The sequence below is a fragment of the Burkholderia sp. MSMB1589WGS genome (assembly GCF_001636105.1).
Taxonomy (GTDB): domain Bacteria; phylum Pseudomonadota; class Gammaproteobacteria; order Burkholderiales; family Burkholderiaceae; genus Burkholderia; species Burkholderia humptydooensis.
In genome coordinates, this window is record NZ_LNJT01000007.1 from 1,287,370 (window position 1) to 1,303,797 (window position 16,428).

Sequence of the window (16,428 nt, forward strand, 5' to 3'; positions counted from 1 at the left end):
TGAGAATTCCCGAATCCGCATGAACATCATCGAACCCGGCGTCCACAATCTCGCGCTCGCGAAGGACATCCTGCTCACGCCGTATGGCCTCGACGAAAGCCTTCTCACGCGCACGCTCGCCGACATCTTCACGCATCGCGTCGACTACGCGGACCTGTACTTCCAGGCAACCCGCAGCGAAGCGTGGAGCCTCGAGGAAGGCATCGTCAAGTCGGGCAGCTTCAGCATCGACCAGGGCGTCGGCGTGCGCGCGGTCGCGGGCGAGCGCACGGCGTTCGCGTATTCGGACGACCTGTCGCCCGACGCGATCCGCCAGGCGGCCGCCGCGACGAAGGCGATCGCCGCCGCGGGCGGCGGCAAGCAGAAGATCCGCGCGGCTTCCTCATTGAAAGGCATCTCGGGCCGCGACCTGTACCTGCCCGCCGATCCGCTCGCGTCGCTCGACGCAACCGCGAAGGTGAAGCTCCTCGAGCGCGTCGAGCAGATGGCGCGCGGCCGCGACCCGCGGATCACGCAGGTGATGGCGGGGCTCGCCGGCGAATACGACGTCGTGCTCGTCGCGCGCAGCGACGGCGCGCTCGCGGCGGACATCCGCCCGCTCGTGCGCGTGTCGGTGACGGTGATCGCCGAGCAGAACGGCCGCCGCGAGATCGGCTCGGGCGGCGGCGGCGGCCGCTTCGACTACGGCTACTTCACCGACGACGTGCTCGCGCGCTACGTCGACGACGCGGTGCACGCGGCGCTCGTCAATCTCGACGCGCGCCCCGCGCCCGCGGGCGCGATGACGGTCGTGCTCGGGCCGGGCTGGCCGGGCGTGCTGCTGCACGAGGCGATCGGCCACGGGCTCGAGGGCGACTTCAACCGCAAGGGCTCGTCGGCGTTCGCGGGCCGCATCGGCGAGCAGGTCGCGGCCAAGGGCGTGACCGTCGTCGACGACGGCACGCTGCCGAACCGCCGCGGGTCGCTCAACATCGACGACGAAGGCAACCCGACGCAGTGCACGACGCTCATCGAGGACGGGGTCCTGAAGGGCTACATCCAGGACACGCTGAACGCGCGGCTGATGAAGATGCCCGTCACCGGCAACGCGCGGCGCGAATCGTACGCGGCGCTGCCGATGCCGCGCATGACGAACACGTACATGCTCAACGGCGACAAGGACCCGCGGGAGATCATCGAATCGGTCGAGCACGGCCTCTACGCGGTGAACTTCGGCGGCGGCCAGGTCGACATCACGAACGGCAAGTTCGTGTTCTCGGCGTCCGAGGCGTACATGATCGAGAACGGCAAGGTCACGTATCCGGTCAAGGGCGCGACGCTGATCGGCAGCGGCCCGGAATCGCTCAAGTACGTGAGCATGATCGGCAACGACATGCGGCTCGATACGGGCGTCGGCGTCTGCGGCAAGGAGGGCCAGAGCGTGCCCGTCGGGGTCGGCCAGCCGACGCTGCGGCTCGACAACATGACGGTCGGCGGCACCGCGTCGTAATGCGGCATTGCCGCATTACGACGCAGACAATTCGCGCGAATCGCTTGCATCGCGCGGATTGTCCGCATTTTCAGCGTCGCAGGATTGCAAGCCAGCGGCCGACCGGGTATAAATCTCTTTCTTGCATCGCTTCACATTGACGCACCGCATTTTCGCCATGTCCGCAAAGTTTTACTTTTACTTTTTTTGGTATCTCAGGCCGCTGGCGGATCGAGAGGGGTGATGGCGCGCGAAGCGCAACCGAATTCCCGAAAAACCGCCGGCGAACCCGGCGGTTTTTTTTTCGTCCTGCCGGTTCGCACGCGCGGCTGACGGGCCGAACCACCGGCTTTCCCGAATCGCCGATTTGTCGAATTGAACAGCCAGCCGCCCCGCGCACGCAGCCGGGCGGCGCACCGAACCGGAGAACTCAAGCATGCCCCCGCACAATACCGACGACGTCCGCATCCGAGAACTGAAGGAGCTGACTCCGCCCGCTCACCTGATCCGCGAATTCGCGCTCAGCGAGGCGGTGTCGGAGCTCATCTACAACGCGCGCCAGGCGATGCACCGGATCCTGCACGGGATGGACGATCGCCTGATCGTCGTCATCGGGCCGTGCTCGATCCACGACACGAAGGCGGCGCTCGAATACGCGGGCCGGCTCGTCAAGGAGCGCGAGCGCTTTGCGGACGAGCTCGAGATCGTGATGCGCGTGTACTTCGAGAAGCCGCGCACGACGGTCGGCTGGAAGGGGCTCATCAACGATCCGCACCTCGACAACAGCTTCAAGATCAACGACGGCCTGCGCACCGCGCGCGAGCTGCTGCTGCAGATCAACGAAATGGGGCTGCCCGCCGGCACCGAGTACCTCGACATGATCAGCCCGCAGTACATCGCCGATCTGATCTCGTGGGGCGCGATCGGCGCGCGCACGACCGAGTCGCAGGTGCACCGCGAGCTCGCATCGGGGCTGTCGTGCCCGGTCGGCTTCAAGAACGGCACCGACGGCAACGTGAAGATCGCGGTCGATGCGATCAAGGCCGCGTCGCAGCCGCACCATTTCCTGTCGGTGACGAAGGGCGGCCACTCGGCGATCGTGTCGACGGCCGGCAACGAGGACTGCCACGTGATCCTGCGCGGCGGCAAGACGCCGAACTACGACGCCAACAGCGTGAACATCGCGTGCGCGGACATCGGCAAGTCGGGCCTCGCCGCGCGCCTGATGATCGACGCAAGCCACGCGAACAGCTCGAAGAAGCACGAGAACCAGATTCCCGTGTGCGCGGACATCGGCCGCCAGCTCGCGGCGGGCGACGAGCGCATCGTCGGCGTGATGGTCGAGTCGCACCTCGTCGAAGGCCGCCAGGACCTGAAGGACGGCTGCCCGCTCACGTACGGCCAGAGCATCACCGACGCGTGCATCAACTGGGACGACAGCGTAAAGGTGCTCGAAGGGCTCGCCGACGCGGTGAAGGCGCGGCGCGTCGCGCGCGGCAGCGGCAACTGAGCGCGCGGCGAAGCGCAGCCCCGTGCGCCACGAGCAGGCCGTCCAGAGCCGGCCTGACTCCGGCTCGGTTCCGGGCGAGCACTGCCCAGCAAAAAAACCCGACGCATCGCGCCGGGCTTTTTCGTTGCGCTTCAGCGAACGTGCGTCGTTCGCCGATGTTTCGTCATTCGAGCGCGCCCGAACCGAAGATTTCCGTCTGCACGCGCTCCGGCGCGACGCCGAGCGCGACGAGCGCATCGCGTTGCTGCTTCATGAACGCGATCGGCCCGCAGACGTAGTAGTCGGCGTCCGGCACGAGCGCGTGGCGCTCGAGCGCGGCCGGCGTGATCCGGCCTTCGTAGTCGTGATCGACGCCAGCGCGGTCGTTCGGGCCGACTTCCTCGTAGAACACCGCGCGCTTCACGTTCGGATGCGCGTCCGTCGTGTCGTTCAGCCAGTCGCGGAACGCGTGCACGCTCGCCGACCGGCATGCGTGCAGGAACCGCACTTCGCGCTCGCTGCCCGACGCGACGAGCGTCGACGCCATCGACATCATCGGCGTGATCCCGACGCCGCCCGAAATCAGCACGACAGGCGTCGACGCGTTGCGGTTCAGCGTGAAGTCGCCCATCGGCGCGGTGACTTCGACGATCGAATCGGCGTCGACGCCATCGTGCATCAGCGTCGACACCTTGCCCGCCGGCACTTGCTCGCTGCGCCCCGCTTCGCGCTTGACCGAGATGCGCAGCCATTTGCCGTGCGGCGCGTCGGACAGACTGTACTGGCGCGGCTGATCGACGCCCATGTCGCCGACGAAGCGCTTCACCGACACGTACTGGCCCGGCTCGAACCCGGGCGCCACGCCGCCGTCGGCGGGCGTCAGGTAAAAAGACGTGATCTCGTCGCTCTCGCGCACCTTCTGCGCGACCTTGAACGGACGGAAGCCGCTCCACGCGGCGCTCTCGTACAGGTTCGCCTCCGCGCCGATCAGGATCGTCGCGAGCTGGCCGTACGCGATGCGCCACGCTTCGAGCGTGTCCGCGTCCACCGCGTCGCCGAGCACCTCGACGATCGACGCGAGCAGGTTCTCGCCCACGATCGGATAGTGCTCCGGCCGGATGTTCAGGCTCGCGTGCTTGTGCGCGATCCGCGACACGGCACCGCCGAGCGCGCCGAGGTTGTCGATGTTCGCCGCGTACGCGTAGACCGCCTTCGCGAGCGTCTCCGGCTGGCTGCCCGTCTTCTGGTGCGTCTGGTTGAAGACGTTCTTCAGCTCGGGGTGACGCCCGAACATCCGCTGATAAAAATGCTTCGTGATCGTCGTGCCGTGCTCCGCGAGAACCGGGGCGGTCGCTTTCACTCGGGCCATTTGCTCGGCAGTCATCTGCGCCATGAAAGTATTCCTCCGTTAAACATTCTAAGACGATACATCTTTATGGACGCGCGCCCGGCGGTCAAATTGTCGCACCTCGCCACAACGGGCCTGCGATTGCAATGATGCGCATCAACGCGTTCATTGCGCGCGCGCGCGGTCCCACAGCACGTCGGCTCCGCCCGCCGCGCGGTTCAGCACCCGCGCGAGCACGAACAGCAGATCCGACAGCCGGTTCACGTAGCGGCGCGGCGGCGCGTTGAGCGGCTCGTGCGCGCCGAGCGCGACGATCGAGCGCTCCGCGCGCCGGCAGACGGTCCGGCACACGTGCGCAAGCGCCGCGCCGCGCGCGCCGCCCGGCAGGATGAATTCATCGAGCGGCGGCAGTTGCCCGTTGTAGTGCGCGAGCCAGTCGTCCAGACGCGCGAGATGCGCGTCGGTGATCGCCGCGCGCCCCGGAATGCAGAGCTCGCCGCCCAGATCGAACAGATCGTGCTGGATCGTCGAAAGCGCCGCGCGGACGTCGTCCGGCAGCGGCTCGGCGAGCAGCACGCCGAGTTGCGAATTCAGTTCGTCGACATCGCCGATCGCCGCGATCCGCGCGTCGTCCTTGCGCACGCGGCTGCCGTCGCCGAGGCCCGTCGTGCCGTCGTCGCCCGTGCGGGTCGCGATCTTGCTCAAGCGCTTGCCCATTGTGCCTCCCGTCGTTGGCGGCGGCGCGCGCCGCGTCGGTGAAATCCCTATTATCGCAGCCGCGTCCGGGGCGGCGCGCATCCATTCGGGCGTAGAATGATCCGGTCCGCCTCGCCGCGGCGCATGCCATAAAGATCGCCTCCAAGGAGACCCGCGTGAACCACCCCGCCCCGCCGCATCGCCCGCTTCCCGCCGCCTTCGTCGACGCGCTCGCCGCCCGGTTCGGCGCGCGCCTGTCGGTCGCGCAGGCGGTGCGCGCCCATCACGGCCGCGACGAATCGCCGTTCGACCCGCAACTGCCCGACGCCGTCGTGTTCGCGCACACGGCCGACGACGTGCGCGACGCCGTCCTCCTCTGCGCGCGGCACGACGTGCCGCTGATCCCGTATGGCGTCGGCTCGTCACTCGAAGGCCATCTGCTCGCGGTGCGCGGCGGCGTGTCGCTCGATCTGTCGGAGATGAACCGCGTGCTGTCGATCGAAGCCGACGATCTGACCGCGACCGTCGAGCCCGGACTCACGCGCCGCGCGCTGAACGACGCGCTGCGCGACACCGGCCTCTTCTTCCCGATCGACCCCGGCGCGGACGCGAGCATCGGCGGGATGACCGCGACCCGCGCGTCGGGCACGAACGCGGTGCGCTACGGCACGATGCGCGAGAACGTGCTCGGCCTCACCGCCGTGCTCGCGGACGGCCGCGTCGTGAAGACGGGCACGCGCGCGCGCAAGTCGGCGGCGGGCTACGATCTCACGCGTCTTTTCGTCGGCTCCGAAGGCACGCTCGGCGTGATCACCGAAATCACGCTGCGCCTGCATCCGCTGCCCGAGGCCGTGTCGGCCGCCGTGTGCGCTTTTCCGTCGATGAGCGCCGCCGCGCGCACCGTGATCGAGACGATCCAGATCGGCGTGCCGATCGCGCGCGTCGAGTTCGTCGACGCGCTCGCCGTGCGCGCGATCAATCGCAACGCGCAGCTCGGGCTCGCCGAGGCGCCGACGCTCTTCTTCGAATTCCACGGCACCGAATCGGGCGTGCGCGAGCAGGCTCAGCAAGTCGAGGCGCTCGCCGGGCAGAACGGCGGCCTGGGCTTCGAATGGGCGACGCGCCCCGAGGATCGCACGCGCCTCTGGTCCGCGCGCCACCACGCGTATTTCTCGATGCTGCAACTGAAGCCCGGCTGCCGCGCGGTGACGACCGACGTCTGCGTGCCGATCTCGCAGCTCGCCGCGTGCGTCGGGGAAACCGAAGCCGACCTGAACGCGTCGTCGCTGCCGTGCCCGATCGTCGGTCACGTCGGCGATGGCAACTTCCACGTCGCGATCCTCGTCGATCCGGCGAAGCCCGAGGAGCTCGCCGAAGCCGAGGCGCTCAACGACCGGATCGTCGAGCGCGCGCTGCGCATGGGCGGCACCTGCACGGGCGAGCACGGCGTCGGGCTGCACAAGATGCGCTTTCTCGCGGCCGAGCACGGCGAGAACGCGGTCGACGCGATGCGCGCGATCAAGCGCGCGCTCGATCCGCACAACCTGATGAACCCCGGCAAGATCTTCACGATCGACGCATGAAAACGACGACGCCGGCGACGAGATCGAACGACCACGCGCCGCGCGCCGCGCAACAGGAGCAGACATGAACGCCCCCGCCGAACTGTCGGCCGATCTGCGCGCGCAGCGCCAGCGCGAAGTCGTGCAGGCGCTGATGGCCGTGCTGCCGACCCATTGCCTGCTGCATCGCGACGAGGACACGGCTGCTTACGAGTGCGACGCGCTCTCCGCGTACCGCCGGCTGCCGCTCGCGGTCGCGCTGCCGGAGACCGAATCGCAGGTGCAGCGGATCGTGCAGATCTGCCGGCGCATGGACGTGCCCATCGTGCCGCGCGGCGCGGGCACGAGCCTGTCGGGCGGCGCGCTGCCGATCGGGCACGGCGTCGTGCTGTCGCTCGCGCGCTTCACGCGGATCGTCGAAGTCGATTCCTATGCGCGCACGGCGACCGTTCAGCCCGGCGTGCGCAATCTCGCGATCTCCGAGGCCGCCGCGCCGTATGGCCTCTACTACGCGCCCGATCCTTCGTCGCAGATCGCGTGCACGATCGGCGGCAACGTGTCCGAGAACTCGGGCGGCGTCCATTGCCTGAAGTACGGGCTCACGTGCCACAACGTGCTGCGCGTGCGCGGCGTGACGATCGACGGCGAGATCGTCGAGTTCGGCTCGCTCGCGCCCGACACGCCCGGCCTCGACCTGCTCGCCGTCACGATCGGCAGCGAAGGCATGTTCATCGTCGTCACCGAGGTCACGGTTCGCCTGATCCCGAAGCCGCAGTGCGCGCAGCTCGTGATGGCGAGCTTCGACGACGTCGTGAAGGGCGGCGAAGCGGTCGCCGCGATCATCGCGTCGGGCATCATTCCGGCCGGCCTCGAAATGATGGACAAGCCGGCGACGCAGGCGGTCGAGGCGTTCACGCACGCGGGCTACGACCTCGACGCGGCCGCGATCCTGTTGTGCGAATCGGACGGCACGCAGGAGGAAGTCGCCGAGGAAATCGTGCGGATGACCGCGGTGCTGCGCGAGCACGGCGCGACGCGCATCCAGGTGTCGCGCAGCGAGGCCGAGCGGCTGCGCTTCTGGTCGGGCCGCAAGAACGCGTTCCCGGCCGCGGGCCGCATTTCTCCCGACTATTACTGCATGGACGGCACGGTGCCGCGCCGCGCGATCGGGCCGCTCCTCGCGCGCATCGAGCAGATGGAGGTGAAGTACGGGCTGCGCTGCATCAACGTGTTCCACGCGGGCGACGGCAACATGCACCCGCTCATCCTGTTCAACGCGAACGACGCCGACGAGCTGCACCGCGCGGAGGCGTTCGGCGCGGAGATCCTCGAGAGCTGCGTCGAATTCGGCGGCACGGTGACGGGCGAGCACGGCGTCGGCGTCGAGAAGCTGAACTCGATGTGCGTGCAGTTCTCGCGCGAAGAGTGCGATGCGTTCTTCGCGGTCAAGCGCGCGTTCGATCCGCCCGAGCTGCTGAATCCGGACAAGGGGATTCCAACCCGCGCGCGCTGCGCCGAATACGGCCGGATGCACGTGCGCGGCGGGCTGCTGCCGCGTCCGGACCTGCCGCGCTTCTGACGCCGCCGTGCGGCCCGAGGGGAGCTTAGGGGTTCGGCCCGACTGTGCGATCGCGCCACCCCGGTAAAATCGACCGGAACGAACAACGAAACACAACGTCATGGAAGAGGACGACATCGTCGCAGGCTGGGCCGCGCGCATCCGCGACGCCGCGGCGAGCGGCCGCGCGCTGCGCATACGCGGCGGCGGCACGAAGGACTGGTACGGCCAAACGCTCGACGGGGAAATTCTCGATACGCGCGCGCATCACGGCATCGTGTCGTACGACCCGGCCGAGCTCGTCGTCACCGCGCGCGCGGGCACGTCGCTCGCCGAACTCGAGGCGACGCTCGCCGAGCGCGGCCAGATGCTGCCGTTCGAGCCGCCGCACTTCGGCCGCGGCGCGACGGCCGGCGGCGCGGTCGCGGCGGGCTTGGCCGGCCCGCGCCGCGCGACGACGGGCGCGCCGCGCGACTTCGTGCTCGGCGTGACGATCCTGAACGGCCGCGGCGACATGCTGCGCTTCGGCGGGCAGGTCGTGAAGAACGTCGCGGGCTACGACGTGTCGCGGCTGATGGCGGGCTCGCTCGGCACGCTCGGGCTGATGCTCGAGCTGTCGATCAAGGTGCTGCCCGTCCCCGCCGCCGAGGTCACGCTGAAGTTCGACATGAGCGCGACCGACGCGGTGCGCAAGCTCAACGAATGGGCGGGCCGCCCGTTTCCGCTGTCCGCGAGCGCGTGGCGCTACGGCACGCTCGTGCTGCGCCTGTCGGGCGCGGAAGCGGCCGTGAAGAGCGCGAAGAACGCGCTCGGCGGCGAAGCCGTCGACGCGGTCGAGGCCGAGCGCTTCTGGGAAGGCGTGCGCGAGCAGAACGACCCGTTCTTCTCGTCGCTCGCGCCGGGCCACGCGCTCTGGCGGCTGTCGCTGCCGTCGATCACCGAGCCGATGCAACTGCCCGGCACGCAGATGATGGAATGGGGCGGCGCGCAGCGCTGGTGGATCACCGACGCCGACGCGCAGACGGTGCGCATGAGCGCGAAGCAGGCGGGCGGCCACGCGACGCTCTTTCGCGCGAGCAAAAGCTACGACAGGAGCGCGGGCGTGTTCACGCCGCTGCCCGCGCCGCTGATGAAAATCCATCGCGGCCTGAAGACGGCGTTCGATCCGGCGCGCATCTTCAACCGCGGCCGGCTCTACCCCGATCTCTAAAGCGCGATGCAGACGAACCTCGCCGATTTCATCCGCCATACGCCCGACGGCGACGACGCCGACGCGATCCTGCGCAGGTGCGTGCACTGCGGCTTCTGCACCGCGACCTGCCCGACCTACCAGTTGCTCGGCGACGAGCTCGACGGCCCGCGCGGACGCATCTACCTGATCAAGCAGATGCTCGAGGGCGCGGATGTGACGCGCAGCACGCAGCAGCATCTCGACCGCTGCCTCACGTGCCGCAGTTGCGAGACGACCTGCCCGTCGGGCGTCGAATACGGCCGGCTCGTCGACATCGGGCGCAAGGTCATCGAGACGAAGGTGTCGCGGCCGCTGTCGCAGCGGATCGTGCGGCGCCTGCTCGCAAGCTTCGTGCCGAACGCCGCCGTGTTCGCGCCCGTGATGCGGCTCGGCCAGCACGTGCGGCCGTTGCTGCCGAAGCGGCTGCGCGACAAGGTGCCGCCGCGCGCGCGCCTGCTCGCGTGGCCGAGCACGCCGCGCGAGCGCCGCGTGCTGATGCTCGCGGGCTGCGTGCAGCCGTCGATGATGCCGAACATCAACATCGCGACCGCGCGCGTGCTCGACGCGCTCGGCATCGAGACCGTGGTCGCGCCGGAAGCCGGCTGCTGCGGCGCGATCCGGCTGCACCTCGGCTATCACGACGAGGCGCTCGACGACGCGCGCCGCAACATCGACGCGTGGTGGCCGCACGTCGAGCGCGGCGTCGAGGCGATCGTGATGAACGCGTCCGGCTGCGGCGCGACGGTGCGCGAGTACGCGCACCTGCTGCGCGGCGATCCGGCGTACGCGGACAAGGCGCGCCGCATCGTCGAGCTGACGAAGGACCTGTCGGAGCTGCTCGGCGGCTTCGAAGCCGAGCTGATCGCGCTCACGCGCCGGCGCGCGATCCACACGGTCGCCTACCATCCGCCGTGCACGCTGCAGCACGGCCAGCAGTTGCGCGGCAAGGTCGAGCGGCTGCTGGAGGCGCTCGGCATCGAAGTGCGGCTGCCCGCCGACAGCCATCTGTGCTGCGGCTCGGCAGGCACCTACTCGCTCACGCAGCCGTCGCTCGCGTACAAGCTGCGCAAGCAGAAGCTCGCGAAGCTGCAGGCGACCGAGCCGCAGATGATCGTATCGGCGAACATCGGCTGCATCGCGCATCTGCAAAGCGGCACGCCGGTGCCCGTCGTGCACTGGGTGCAGCTCGTCGAGAACCTGCTGTACGGCTGACGCCGCGCGGCGCATGCCGCGCTTCGCACGCGCCGGTCGTTTGCGCCGGTCGTTTGCGCCGGTCGTTTGCGCCGGTTATCCGTATAATTCCCGCATTCGTCGCGCGCCGCGGCACGCCGTGCCGGCGCGCGTCTCACGTTTCGTTCGTCCTGCCATGTCCGATCTCGCCGCCCGCTTCGCCTCCGTTCATCGCCGCATCGACGACGCCGCCTGCGCGGCCGGCCGCGATCCGCGCGCGGTCACGCTGCTCGCGGTGTCGAAGACGTTTCCGGCCGACGCGGTGCGCGCCGCGCACGCGGCCGGCCAACGCGCGTTCGGCGAGAACTACGTGCAGGAATCGATCGACAAGATCGACACGCTCGCCGATCTGCGCGCCGAGCTCGAATGGCATTTCATCGGTCCGCTGCAGTCGAACAAGACGCGGCCCGTCGCCGAGCGCTTCGACTGGGTGCATACGGTCGACCGGCTGAAGATCGCGCAGCGCCTGTCCGGGCAGCGGCCCGCGCACCTGCCGCCGTTGAACGTCTGCGTGCAGGTGAACATCAGCGGCGAGACGTCGAAGAGCGGCATCGCGCCCGCGGACGCGGCCGAGCTCGCGCGCGCGATCGCCGCGCTGCCCGCGCTGCGGCTGCGCGGCCTGATGGCGATCCCCGAGCCCGCGACCGATCCCGAAGCGAAGCGCGCGCCGCACCGCGCGCTGCATGCGCTCCTCGAGCAACTGCGCGCGGGCGGGCTCGCGCTCGACACGCTGTCGATGGGCATGTCGGACGACCTCGAGGCCGCGGTCGCCGAAGGCGCGACGATCGTGCGAATCGGCACCGCGATCTTCGGCGCGCGCGACTACGCCCACTGAACCCGTCACTTCTCTCTCAACGGTCTCATTCATCATGAAAATCGCATTCATCGGCGGCGGCAACATGGCCGCCGCGTTGATCGGCGGACTCGTCAAGCGCGGCGTCGCGGCAAGCGAGCTGCTCGCCGTCGACGTCAACGAAGACGCGCGCCAGCGCGCGCAAGCGCAATTCGGCGTGCGCACGGCGGCCGCCATCGACGCCGCGCTCGCCGGCTACGACGCGATCGTGCTCGCCGTGAAGCCGCAGGCGCTCAAGGACGTCGCGACCGCGCTCGCGCCGCATCTGTCGACGCAGCTCGTCGTCAGCATCGCGGCCGGCATTCGCGGCACGGACCTGTCGCGCTGGCTCGGCGATTACGCGCGCGTCGTGCGCACCATGCCGAACACGCCGGCGCTCGTCGGCCTCGGCGTGACCGGCCTGTCCGCGCTGCCGGGCGTCGACGCGGCGGGCCGCGATCTCGCATCGAAGGTGCTCGGCGCGGTCGGCGAGACGGTCTGGTTCGACGATGAATCGCAGCTCGACGCCGTCACCGCGATCTCGGGCAGCGGCCCCGCCTACGTGTTCTATTTCATCGAGGCGCTGCAGGAAGCGGCGCGCCAGCTCGGCATGAGCGACGAGCAGGGCCGCGCGCTCGCGGTCGCGACGTTCGCGGGCGCCGCGCAGCTCGCGGTGCAGTCGGGCGAGCCCGCGAGCGTGCTGCGCGAGCGCGTGACGTCGAAGGGCGGCACGACGGCGGCCGCGCTCGCGTCGTTCGACGCGCAGCACGTGAAGGATGCGATCGTGCGCGGCGTGCTCGCCGCGCAGGCGCGCGCGAAGGAAATGGGCGACGAGCTCGGCGGAGCTTGATGACCGGCGGCGCGCTGCACGTCCGCGCGGCACTCGCGATCCGCGCATCGCGTTGCGCATCAAATCGCCCTCGCCCGCAGCCACGCGGACGTCATGTCGATCAGCGTGACGACCGCAATGACGATGACGAGGAGCGCCGCCGTCTGCGCATAGTCGAACGAGCGAATCGCTTCGTACAGCACGACGCCGACGCCGCCTGCGCCGACCATCCCGACCACCATCGCCGAGCGCACGTTCGATTCGAACCGGTACAGCGCGTACGAGATCCACAACGGCAGCACCTGCGGCAGCACCGCATAGACGATCTCGTCGAGCGGCGTCGCGCCCGTCGCGCGCACGCCCTCGGCCGGACGCGGATCGATCGCCTCGACCGCCTCCGCGAAAAGCTTCGCGAGCACGCCCGTCGTGTGGACCCACAGCGCGAGCACGCCGGAGAACGGGCCCAGGCCGACGGCGACGATGAACAGCATCGCGAACACCATCTCGTTGATCGCGCGGCAACAGTCCATCGCGCGCCGCACCGGATGCAGCAGCCACGCGGGCGCGATGTTGCGCGCCGACATCAGCCCGAACGGCACGGCGCTCACGATCGCGAGCGCCGTGCCCCATAGCGCGATCGACAGCGTCACGCCCATCTCGCTCGCGTAGTGCCGCCATTCGGAGAAGTCGGGCGGAAAGAAGCCGCGCGCGAACTCGCCCATGTTCGCGGACTCGGCGAGCAGATCGAGCGGCCGCATGTCGGCGCTGCGCCACGTACCGCCGAGAATCGCGAACGCGAGCGCCCATGCGAGCCATGTGCGCCAGCCGCGGCGCGCGTCGCCCATCGGCGCGATCGGTTCGCCGGGCGCCGCGCCCGCCGGCTCGCGCGCGTTCATGGCTTGTCCGCCTGCGCGCGGGCGGCATCCGCCGCGCCGGATGCGTCGAGCGCGGCGAGCTTCGCATCGAGCGCCGCGAGCTGCGCGCGGCGCGCATCGCCCGACAGCGTCGCGTCCGCCTCGATCTTCTGCTTCTGCTGGAAGAGCACGATCTTGCGCACCGGAATCAGTTGCGCGTCCGACGACGGCGCGAAACCGACCAGGTTGCGAATGCCCGCCATCACCTCTTTCTCGTGCGGATCGGTCTTCGCGTAGCGGTAGAAGAAATCGCGCAGCGTCTGCTTCGTCGCCTCGGGCAAATCCTTGCGCCACACGAGCGGATCGGACGCGATCTGCGGCGACGTCCACAGCACGCGCACCCGCGCGTATTGATCCGGATGCTGCTTCTTCAGCATGCCGAGCACGTCGGTGTTGTTCGTCGCGATGTCGATCTTGTCGTTGACCACCGCGAGCAGATTGCCTTCGTGGCTCGACGGCAGCACCGTCTTGAACGCGGTGCGCACCGCTATGCCGCGCTGCGCGAACAGATAGTACGCGGGCACGAGCGCGCCGGATGTCGAGTTCGGATCGCCGAAGCCGAGCGTCACGTCCTTCGGGTTCCTGAACACGTCATCGAGCGTCTTGAAGCGGCTGTTCGCGTTCGTGATCAGCACCGAGTAGTAGCCGGCTTCGCCGTTCGCGTGCACGATCTTCGCGAACACCTCGCCGTTCGAGCGCTCGACCGCCTCGAGCGCCGACGCGTTGCCGAAGTAGCCGAGCTGCACCTTGTTGAAGCGCATGCCCTCGATGATGCCCGCGTAATCGGTCGCGAAGAACGCCTTCACGTCGAGGCCCGTCTTGCGGTTCATGTCGTCGATGAGCGGCTGCCAGCGGCGCTTGAGCACCGCCGACGAATCGGTCGAGATGATGCCGAAATTCAGCGTCTGCGCATGGGCGGCGGCAATGCACGCAAACGCGGCCGCGCAGGCGACGAGGGAGCGGATCAGTTTCATGGATTCGGTTCCGTCAAGGTGGTCGGGTGAATGGAGCGTCCGGCGCGCGCGATTGCGGCGCACGGTGCAAGCGGCGTCATCGCACGGACGAGGCGGCGAACATCCGGCGCGGCGAGGCGTCGTGCTCATCGCGCTCATCGCGCATATCGCGCGCATCGTGCGTGCCGACCACGCCGCATGCGACGGCCCGCACTTCGTCGCCGACGGCGAACGGCAGATGCGCGTCGTCGCCGTACAGCGCGTGGAGCCGCTCGCGCGTGAGCGCGGCGCTCGGCCCGTCGAAGACGATGCGCCCCGCGCGCAACGCGACGGCGCGCGGACAAAACCGCAGCGCGACGTCGATCTGATGCAGCGACACGAGCACGGTCAGCCGATGATTCGCGTTGAGCGCGCGCAGCATCTCCATCACGCGCTGCGACGAAGCCGGATCGAGCGACGCGATCGGCTCGTCGGCGAGGATGATCCGAGCGCGCTGCACGAGCGAGCGCGCGAGTGCCGCGCGCTGCTGCTGGCCGCCCGACAGGTTCGCCGCGCGCTCGCGCGCATGCTCGGCAATGCCGACCTCGCCGAGCGCCTGCGCGGCGAGCGCGCGGTCCGCGCGCGAAAAGCGTCCGACGAGCCGCCGCCACATCGGCACGCGCGCGAGCGCGCCGATCAGCACGTTCGTCTCGACGGACAGCCGGTTGACGAGATTGAACTGCTGAAACACGAAGCCGATGTCGCGGCGCATGCGGCGCACATCGCGCGCGATGCGTCCGTTGCGCTGAATCGATCGGCCGAAAATGTCGATGCGCGACGGCTGCGCGTCGCTCGACGAAAAGCTCGCGATCTGCCGCAGCAGCGTCGACTTGCCCGAGCCCGACGCGCCGATCAGCGCGACCATTTCGCCCGGCGCGATCGCGAGATCGATGTCGGCGAGTCCTTTGCGGCCGTTCGGGAACGTCTTCGACAGACGTTCGATGCGGATGGCGTCCATGACACTCCCGTCGAGAGACCGGCCGATGCGGCCGGAGAGCGGATGCACGCCACTGTACGCACGCGCAATGACAATCCGGTGAATCCGTATATACGTCTAGATGTCTTGCCGCGCGTCGCGTCGAAAGCAAAACGGGCCGTCCCGAAGGGTCCGGCCCGTTCAATCGGTCGCGAATCGATTCGGCTCCCTACACGACGCGACGCCCGCGAACATACGTCGCACGCGGCACGGGCAGCGTGCCGTGCAGCGCGACGCGCACGAAATCCGCGCGCAGCCCCGGCGCGATTTCGCCGCGATCGTGAAGCCCTGTATGACGCGCGGGCGAAGACGACACCGTGTCGATCGCGCGCGGCAGGCTCCAGTCCGCCTTGTGCACGAGGTCGAACGCCGCGCACAGCAGGCTCGACGGCACGTAGTCGGACGACAGGATGTCGAGGAGCCCCGCCTGCGCGAGCGCGAGCGCCGACACATTGCCCGAATGCGAGCCGCCGCGCACGAGGTTCGGCGCACCCATCACCGTCGCGATGCCGTGCGCGTGCGCCGCTTCGGCCGCCGCGTGCGTCGTCGGGAACTCGGCGAGCGCGACGCCCTCTTGCGCCGCCTGCTCGACGTGCTCGATCACCGTGTCGTCGTGGCTCGCGACGGGCACGCCAAGCGCGCGGCAGCGCGCGACGATTGCATGCCGATGCGCATCCGCGTAGCGCTGCTGCTCGTCGGCCAGCTCGGCGATCGTCGTCGCCGCTTCCTCGTCGGTCCACTTGCGATGCCGCTCCTGATAGTTGCGCCATTGCTGCGGATCCTTCCACTGCCGCTGCCCCGGCGTGTGGTCCATCACCGACGCGAGCCGCAGGCACGGATGCGCCACGAGCGAATCGAATACGTCGATGACGTCCTCCGTCGCGATCTCGCAGCGCAGATGCAGGAAGTGCTCGGCGCGCAGCAGCCCGTGCGACGCGAAGCGCGCGAGCGCGTCCGCGCACTTCGTCTGCACGTCGCGGCCGCGCACGCCGACGTTCAGGCGCGTGCCGATCGCGAGCGCGTCGAACACCGTCGTGATGCCCGCCGCCGCGACCTGCGCGTCGTGCGTGACGAACGCCGCGTCGACGTTCCAGTACACGCCCGGCCGCGGCGCGAGATGCTTCTCCAGGTTGTCGGTATGCAGCTCGACGAGCCCGGGCAGCAGATAATCGCCTCCCCAATCGTCGGCGTCGCGCGCGGCGGTCGTCCCGCGCGACACCGCGCGGATCGATTCGCCGTCGATCTGCACGGTGCCGATGAAAACGTCGTCGCGCGTGACGACGCGCGCATTGCTGATCAACAT

General features: G+C 69.3%; 15 protein-coding genes and 1 pseudogene. 9 read left to right on the forward strand and 7 right to left on the reverse strand.

Going from position 1 to position 16,428, the window contains the following annotated elements; all coding sequences use genetic code 11:
* Positions 1-19 precede the first annotated feature (19 nt).
* Both tldD and WT16_RS34430 read left to right on the forward strand, forming a co-directional pair.
* Positions 20-1,489, forward strand: a complete 1,470-nt coding sequence (tldD, locus tag WT16_RS13850; RefSeq protein ID WP_015601895.1) for a metalloprotease TldD — start codon at positions 20-22, stop codon at positions 1,487-1,489.
* Positions 1,489-1,712, forward strand: a pseudogene (locus tag WT16_RS34430) (hypothetical protein). Before tldD ends, WT16_RS34430 begins: the two are co-directional and overlap by 1 nt.
* On the opposite strand, the gene WT16_RS34435 reads toward WT16_RS34430, so the two are convergent.
* A complete protein-coding gene (locus WT16_RS34435) occupies positions 1,667-1,906 on the reverse strand; it encodes a hypothetical protein (RefSeq protein WP_197486487.1) in 240 nt (79 codons plus the stop codon). The pseudogene WT16_RS34430 and the gene WT16_RS34435 overlap by 46 nt on opposite strands.
* On the opposite strand from WT16_RS34435, the gene aroG reads away from it, so the two are divergent.
* Complete coding sequence (gene aroG / locus WT16_RS13855) at positions 1,905-2,978, forward strand: 3-deoxy-7-phosphoheptulonate synthase AroG (protein ID WP_006025353.1); 1,074 nt, start codon at positions 1,905-1,907, stop codon at positions 2,976-2,978. The two genes, WT16_RS34435 and aroG, sit on opposite strands and share 2 nt — an antisense overlap.
* Before the next feature lie 163 nt (positions 2,979-3,141).
* On the opposite strand, the gene hmpA is transcribed toward aroG, so the two are convergent.
* The gene (gene hmpA / locus WT16_RS13860; RefSeq protein WP_063533541.1) at positions 3,142-4,350 is read right to left on the reverse strand and encodes an NO-inducible flavohemoprotein; all 1,209 of its coding nucleotides are present in this window, start codon (positions 4,348-4,350) and stop codon (positions 3,142-3,144) included.
* Between the two features lie 120 nt (positions 4,351-4,470).
* Positions 4,471-5,022 carry a cob(I)yrinic acid a,c-diamide adenosyltransferase gene (locus tag WT16_RS13865; protein ID WP_006025351.1) on the reverse strand — a complete coding sequence of 184 codons (552 nt, stop codon included), beginning with the start codon at positions 5,020-5,022 and terminating at the stop codon, positions 4,471-4,473.
* Between the two features lie 155 nt (positions 5,023-5,177).
* On the opposite strand from WT16_RS13865, the gene WT16_RS13870 reads away from it, so the two are divergent.
* The 6 genes from WT16_RS13870 to proC all read left to right on the forward strand — a co-directional run bounded on the left by WT16_RS13870 (position 5,178) and on the right by proC (position 12,264).
* Positions 5,178-6,584, forward strand: a complete 1,407-nt coding sequence (locus WT16_RS13870) for an FAD-linked oxidase C-terminal domain-containing protein (RefSeq protein ID WP_006025349.1) — start codon at positions 5,178-5,180, stop codon at positions 6,582-6,584.
* A 64-nt stretch (positions 6,585-6,648) separates the two neighbouring features.
* On the forward strand, positions 6,649-8,142 hold the full coding sequence (locus WT16_RS13875; RefSeq protein ID WP_059931139.1) for an FAD-linked oxidase C-terminal domain-containing protein: 1,494 nt from the start codon (positions 6,649-6,651) through the stop codon (positions 8,140-8,142).
* 100 nt (positions 8,143-8,242) lie between these two features.
* A complete protein-coding gene (gene glcE, locus WT16_RS13880) occupies positions 8,243-9,331 on the forward strand; it encodes a glycolate oxidase subunit GlcE (RefSeq protein WP_063533542.1) in 1,089 nt (362 codons plus the stop codon).
* A gap of 6 nt (positions 9,332-9,337) precedes the next feature.
* Positions 9,338-10,564 carry a glycolate oxidase subunit GlcF gene (glcF, locus tag WT16_RS13885; RefSeq protein WP_063533543.1) on the forward strand — a complete coding sequence of 409 codons (1,227 nt, stop codon included), beginning with the start codon at positions 9,338-9,340 and terminating at the stop codon, positions 10,562-10,564.
* Between the two features lie 154 nt (positions 10,565-10,718).
* Complete coding sequence (locus WT16_RS13890) at positions 10,719-11,417, forward strand: YggS family pyridoxal phosphate-dependent enzyme (RefSeq protein ID WP_063533544.1); 699 nt, start codon at positions 10,719-10,721, stop codon at positions 11,415-11,417.
* A 34-nt stretch (positions 11,418-11,451) separates the two neighbouring features.
* Positions 11,452-12,264 carry a pyrroline-5-carboxylate reductase gene (gene proC / locus WT16_RS13895; RefSeq protein WP_006025344.1) on the forward strand — a complete coding sequence of 271 codons (813 nt, stop codon included), beginning with the start codon at positions 11,452-11,454 and terminating at the stop codon, positions 12,262-12,264.
* 59 nt (positions 12,265-12,323) lie between these two features.
* Here proC and phnE read toward each other — a convergent pair whose 3' ends face one another.
* The 4 genes from phnE to WT16_RS13915 form a co-directional block, all read right to left on the reverse strand.
* Positions 12,324-13,139 (reverse strand): phosphonate ABC transporter, permease protein PhnE, encoded by an 816-nt coding sequence (gene phnE / locus WT16_RS13900; protein ID WP_063533545.1) that lies wholly within the window; start codon positions 13,137-13,139, stop codon positions 12,324-12,326.
* Positions 13,136-14,131, reverse strand: coding sequence for a phosphonate ABC transporter substrate-binding protein (gene phnD, locus WT16_RS13905; RefSeq protein ID WP_063533546.1), 996 nt, complete (start codon positions 14,129-14,131; stop codon positions 13,136-13,138). The genes phnE and phnD overlap by 4 nt, the downstream gene beginning before the upstream one ends.
* 76 nt (positions 14,132-14,207) lie before the next feature.
* On the reverse strand, positions 14,208-15,107 hold the full coding sequence (gene phnC, locus WT16_RS13910) for a phosphonate ABC transporter ATP-binding protein (protein ID WP_063533547.1): 900 nt from the start codon (positions 15,105-15,107) through the stop codon (positions 14,208-14,210).
* Between the two features lie 187 nt (positions 15,108-15,294).
* Positions 15,295-16,428 (reverse strand): alpha-D-ribose 1-methylphosphonate 5-triphosphate diphosphatase, encoded by a 1,134-nt coding sequence (locus WT16_RS13915; RefSeq protein WP_063533548.1) that lies wholly within the window; start codon positions 16,426-16,428, stop codon positions 15,295-15,297.

Coding starts and splice junctions, on each gene's coding strand:
- aroG (WP_006025353.1), top strand. CDS start 1,905: ATGCCCCCGCACAATACCGACGACGTCCGCATCCGAGAACTGAAGGAG.
- phnE (WP_063533545.1), bottom strand. CDS start 13,139: ATGAACGCGCGCGAGCCGGCGGGCGCGGCGCCCGGCGAACCGATCGCG.
- glcF (WP_063533543.1), top strand. CDS start 9,338: ATGCAGACGAACCTCGCCGATTTCATCCGCCATACGCCCGACGGCGAC.
- phnC (WP_063533547.1), bottom strand. CDS start 15,107: ATGGACGCCATCCGCATCGAACGTCTGTCGAAGACGTTCCCGAACGGC.
- WT16_RS13915 (WP_063533548.1), bottom strand. CDS start 16,428: ATGTTGATCAGCAATGCGCGCGTCGTCACGCGCGACGACGTTTTCATC.
- glcE (WP_063533542.1), top strand. CDS start 8,243: ATGGAAGAGGACGACATCGTCGCAGGCTGGGCCGCGCGCATCCGCGAC.
- WT16_RS34435 (WP_197486487.1), bottom strand. CDS start 1,906: ATGCTTGAGTTCTCCGGTTCGGTGCGCCGCCCGGCTGCGTGCGCGGGG.
- tldD (WP_015601895.1), top strand. CDS start 20: ATGAACATCATCGAACCCGGCGTCCACAATCTCGCGCTCGCGAAGGAC.
- phnD (WP_063533546.1), bottom strand. CDS start 14,131: ATGAAACTGATCCGCTCCCTCGTCGCCTGCGCGGCCGCGTTTGCGTGC.
- WT16_RS13875 (WP_059931139.1), top strand. CDS start 6,649: ATGAACGCCCCCGCCGAACTGTCGGCCGATCTGCGCGCGCAGCGCCAG.
- WT16_RS13865 (WP_006025351.1), bottom strand. CDS start 5,022: ATGGGCAAGCGCTTGAGCAAGATCGCGACCCGCACGGGCGACGACGGC.
- proC (WP_006025344.1), top strand. CDS start 11,452: ATGAAAATCGCATTCATCGGCGGCGGCAACATGGCCGCCGCGTTGATC.
- WT16_RS13890 (WP_063533544.1), top strand. CDS start 10,719: ATGTCCGATCTCGCCGCCCGCTTCGCCTCCGTTCATCGCCGCATCGAC.
- hmpA (WP_063533541.1), bottom strand. CDS start 4,350: ATGGCGCAGATGACTGCCGAGCAAATGGCCCGAGTGAAAGCGACCGCC.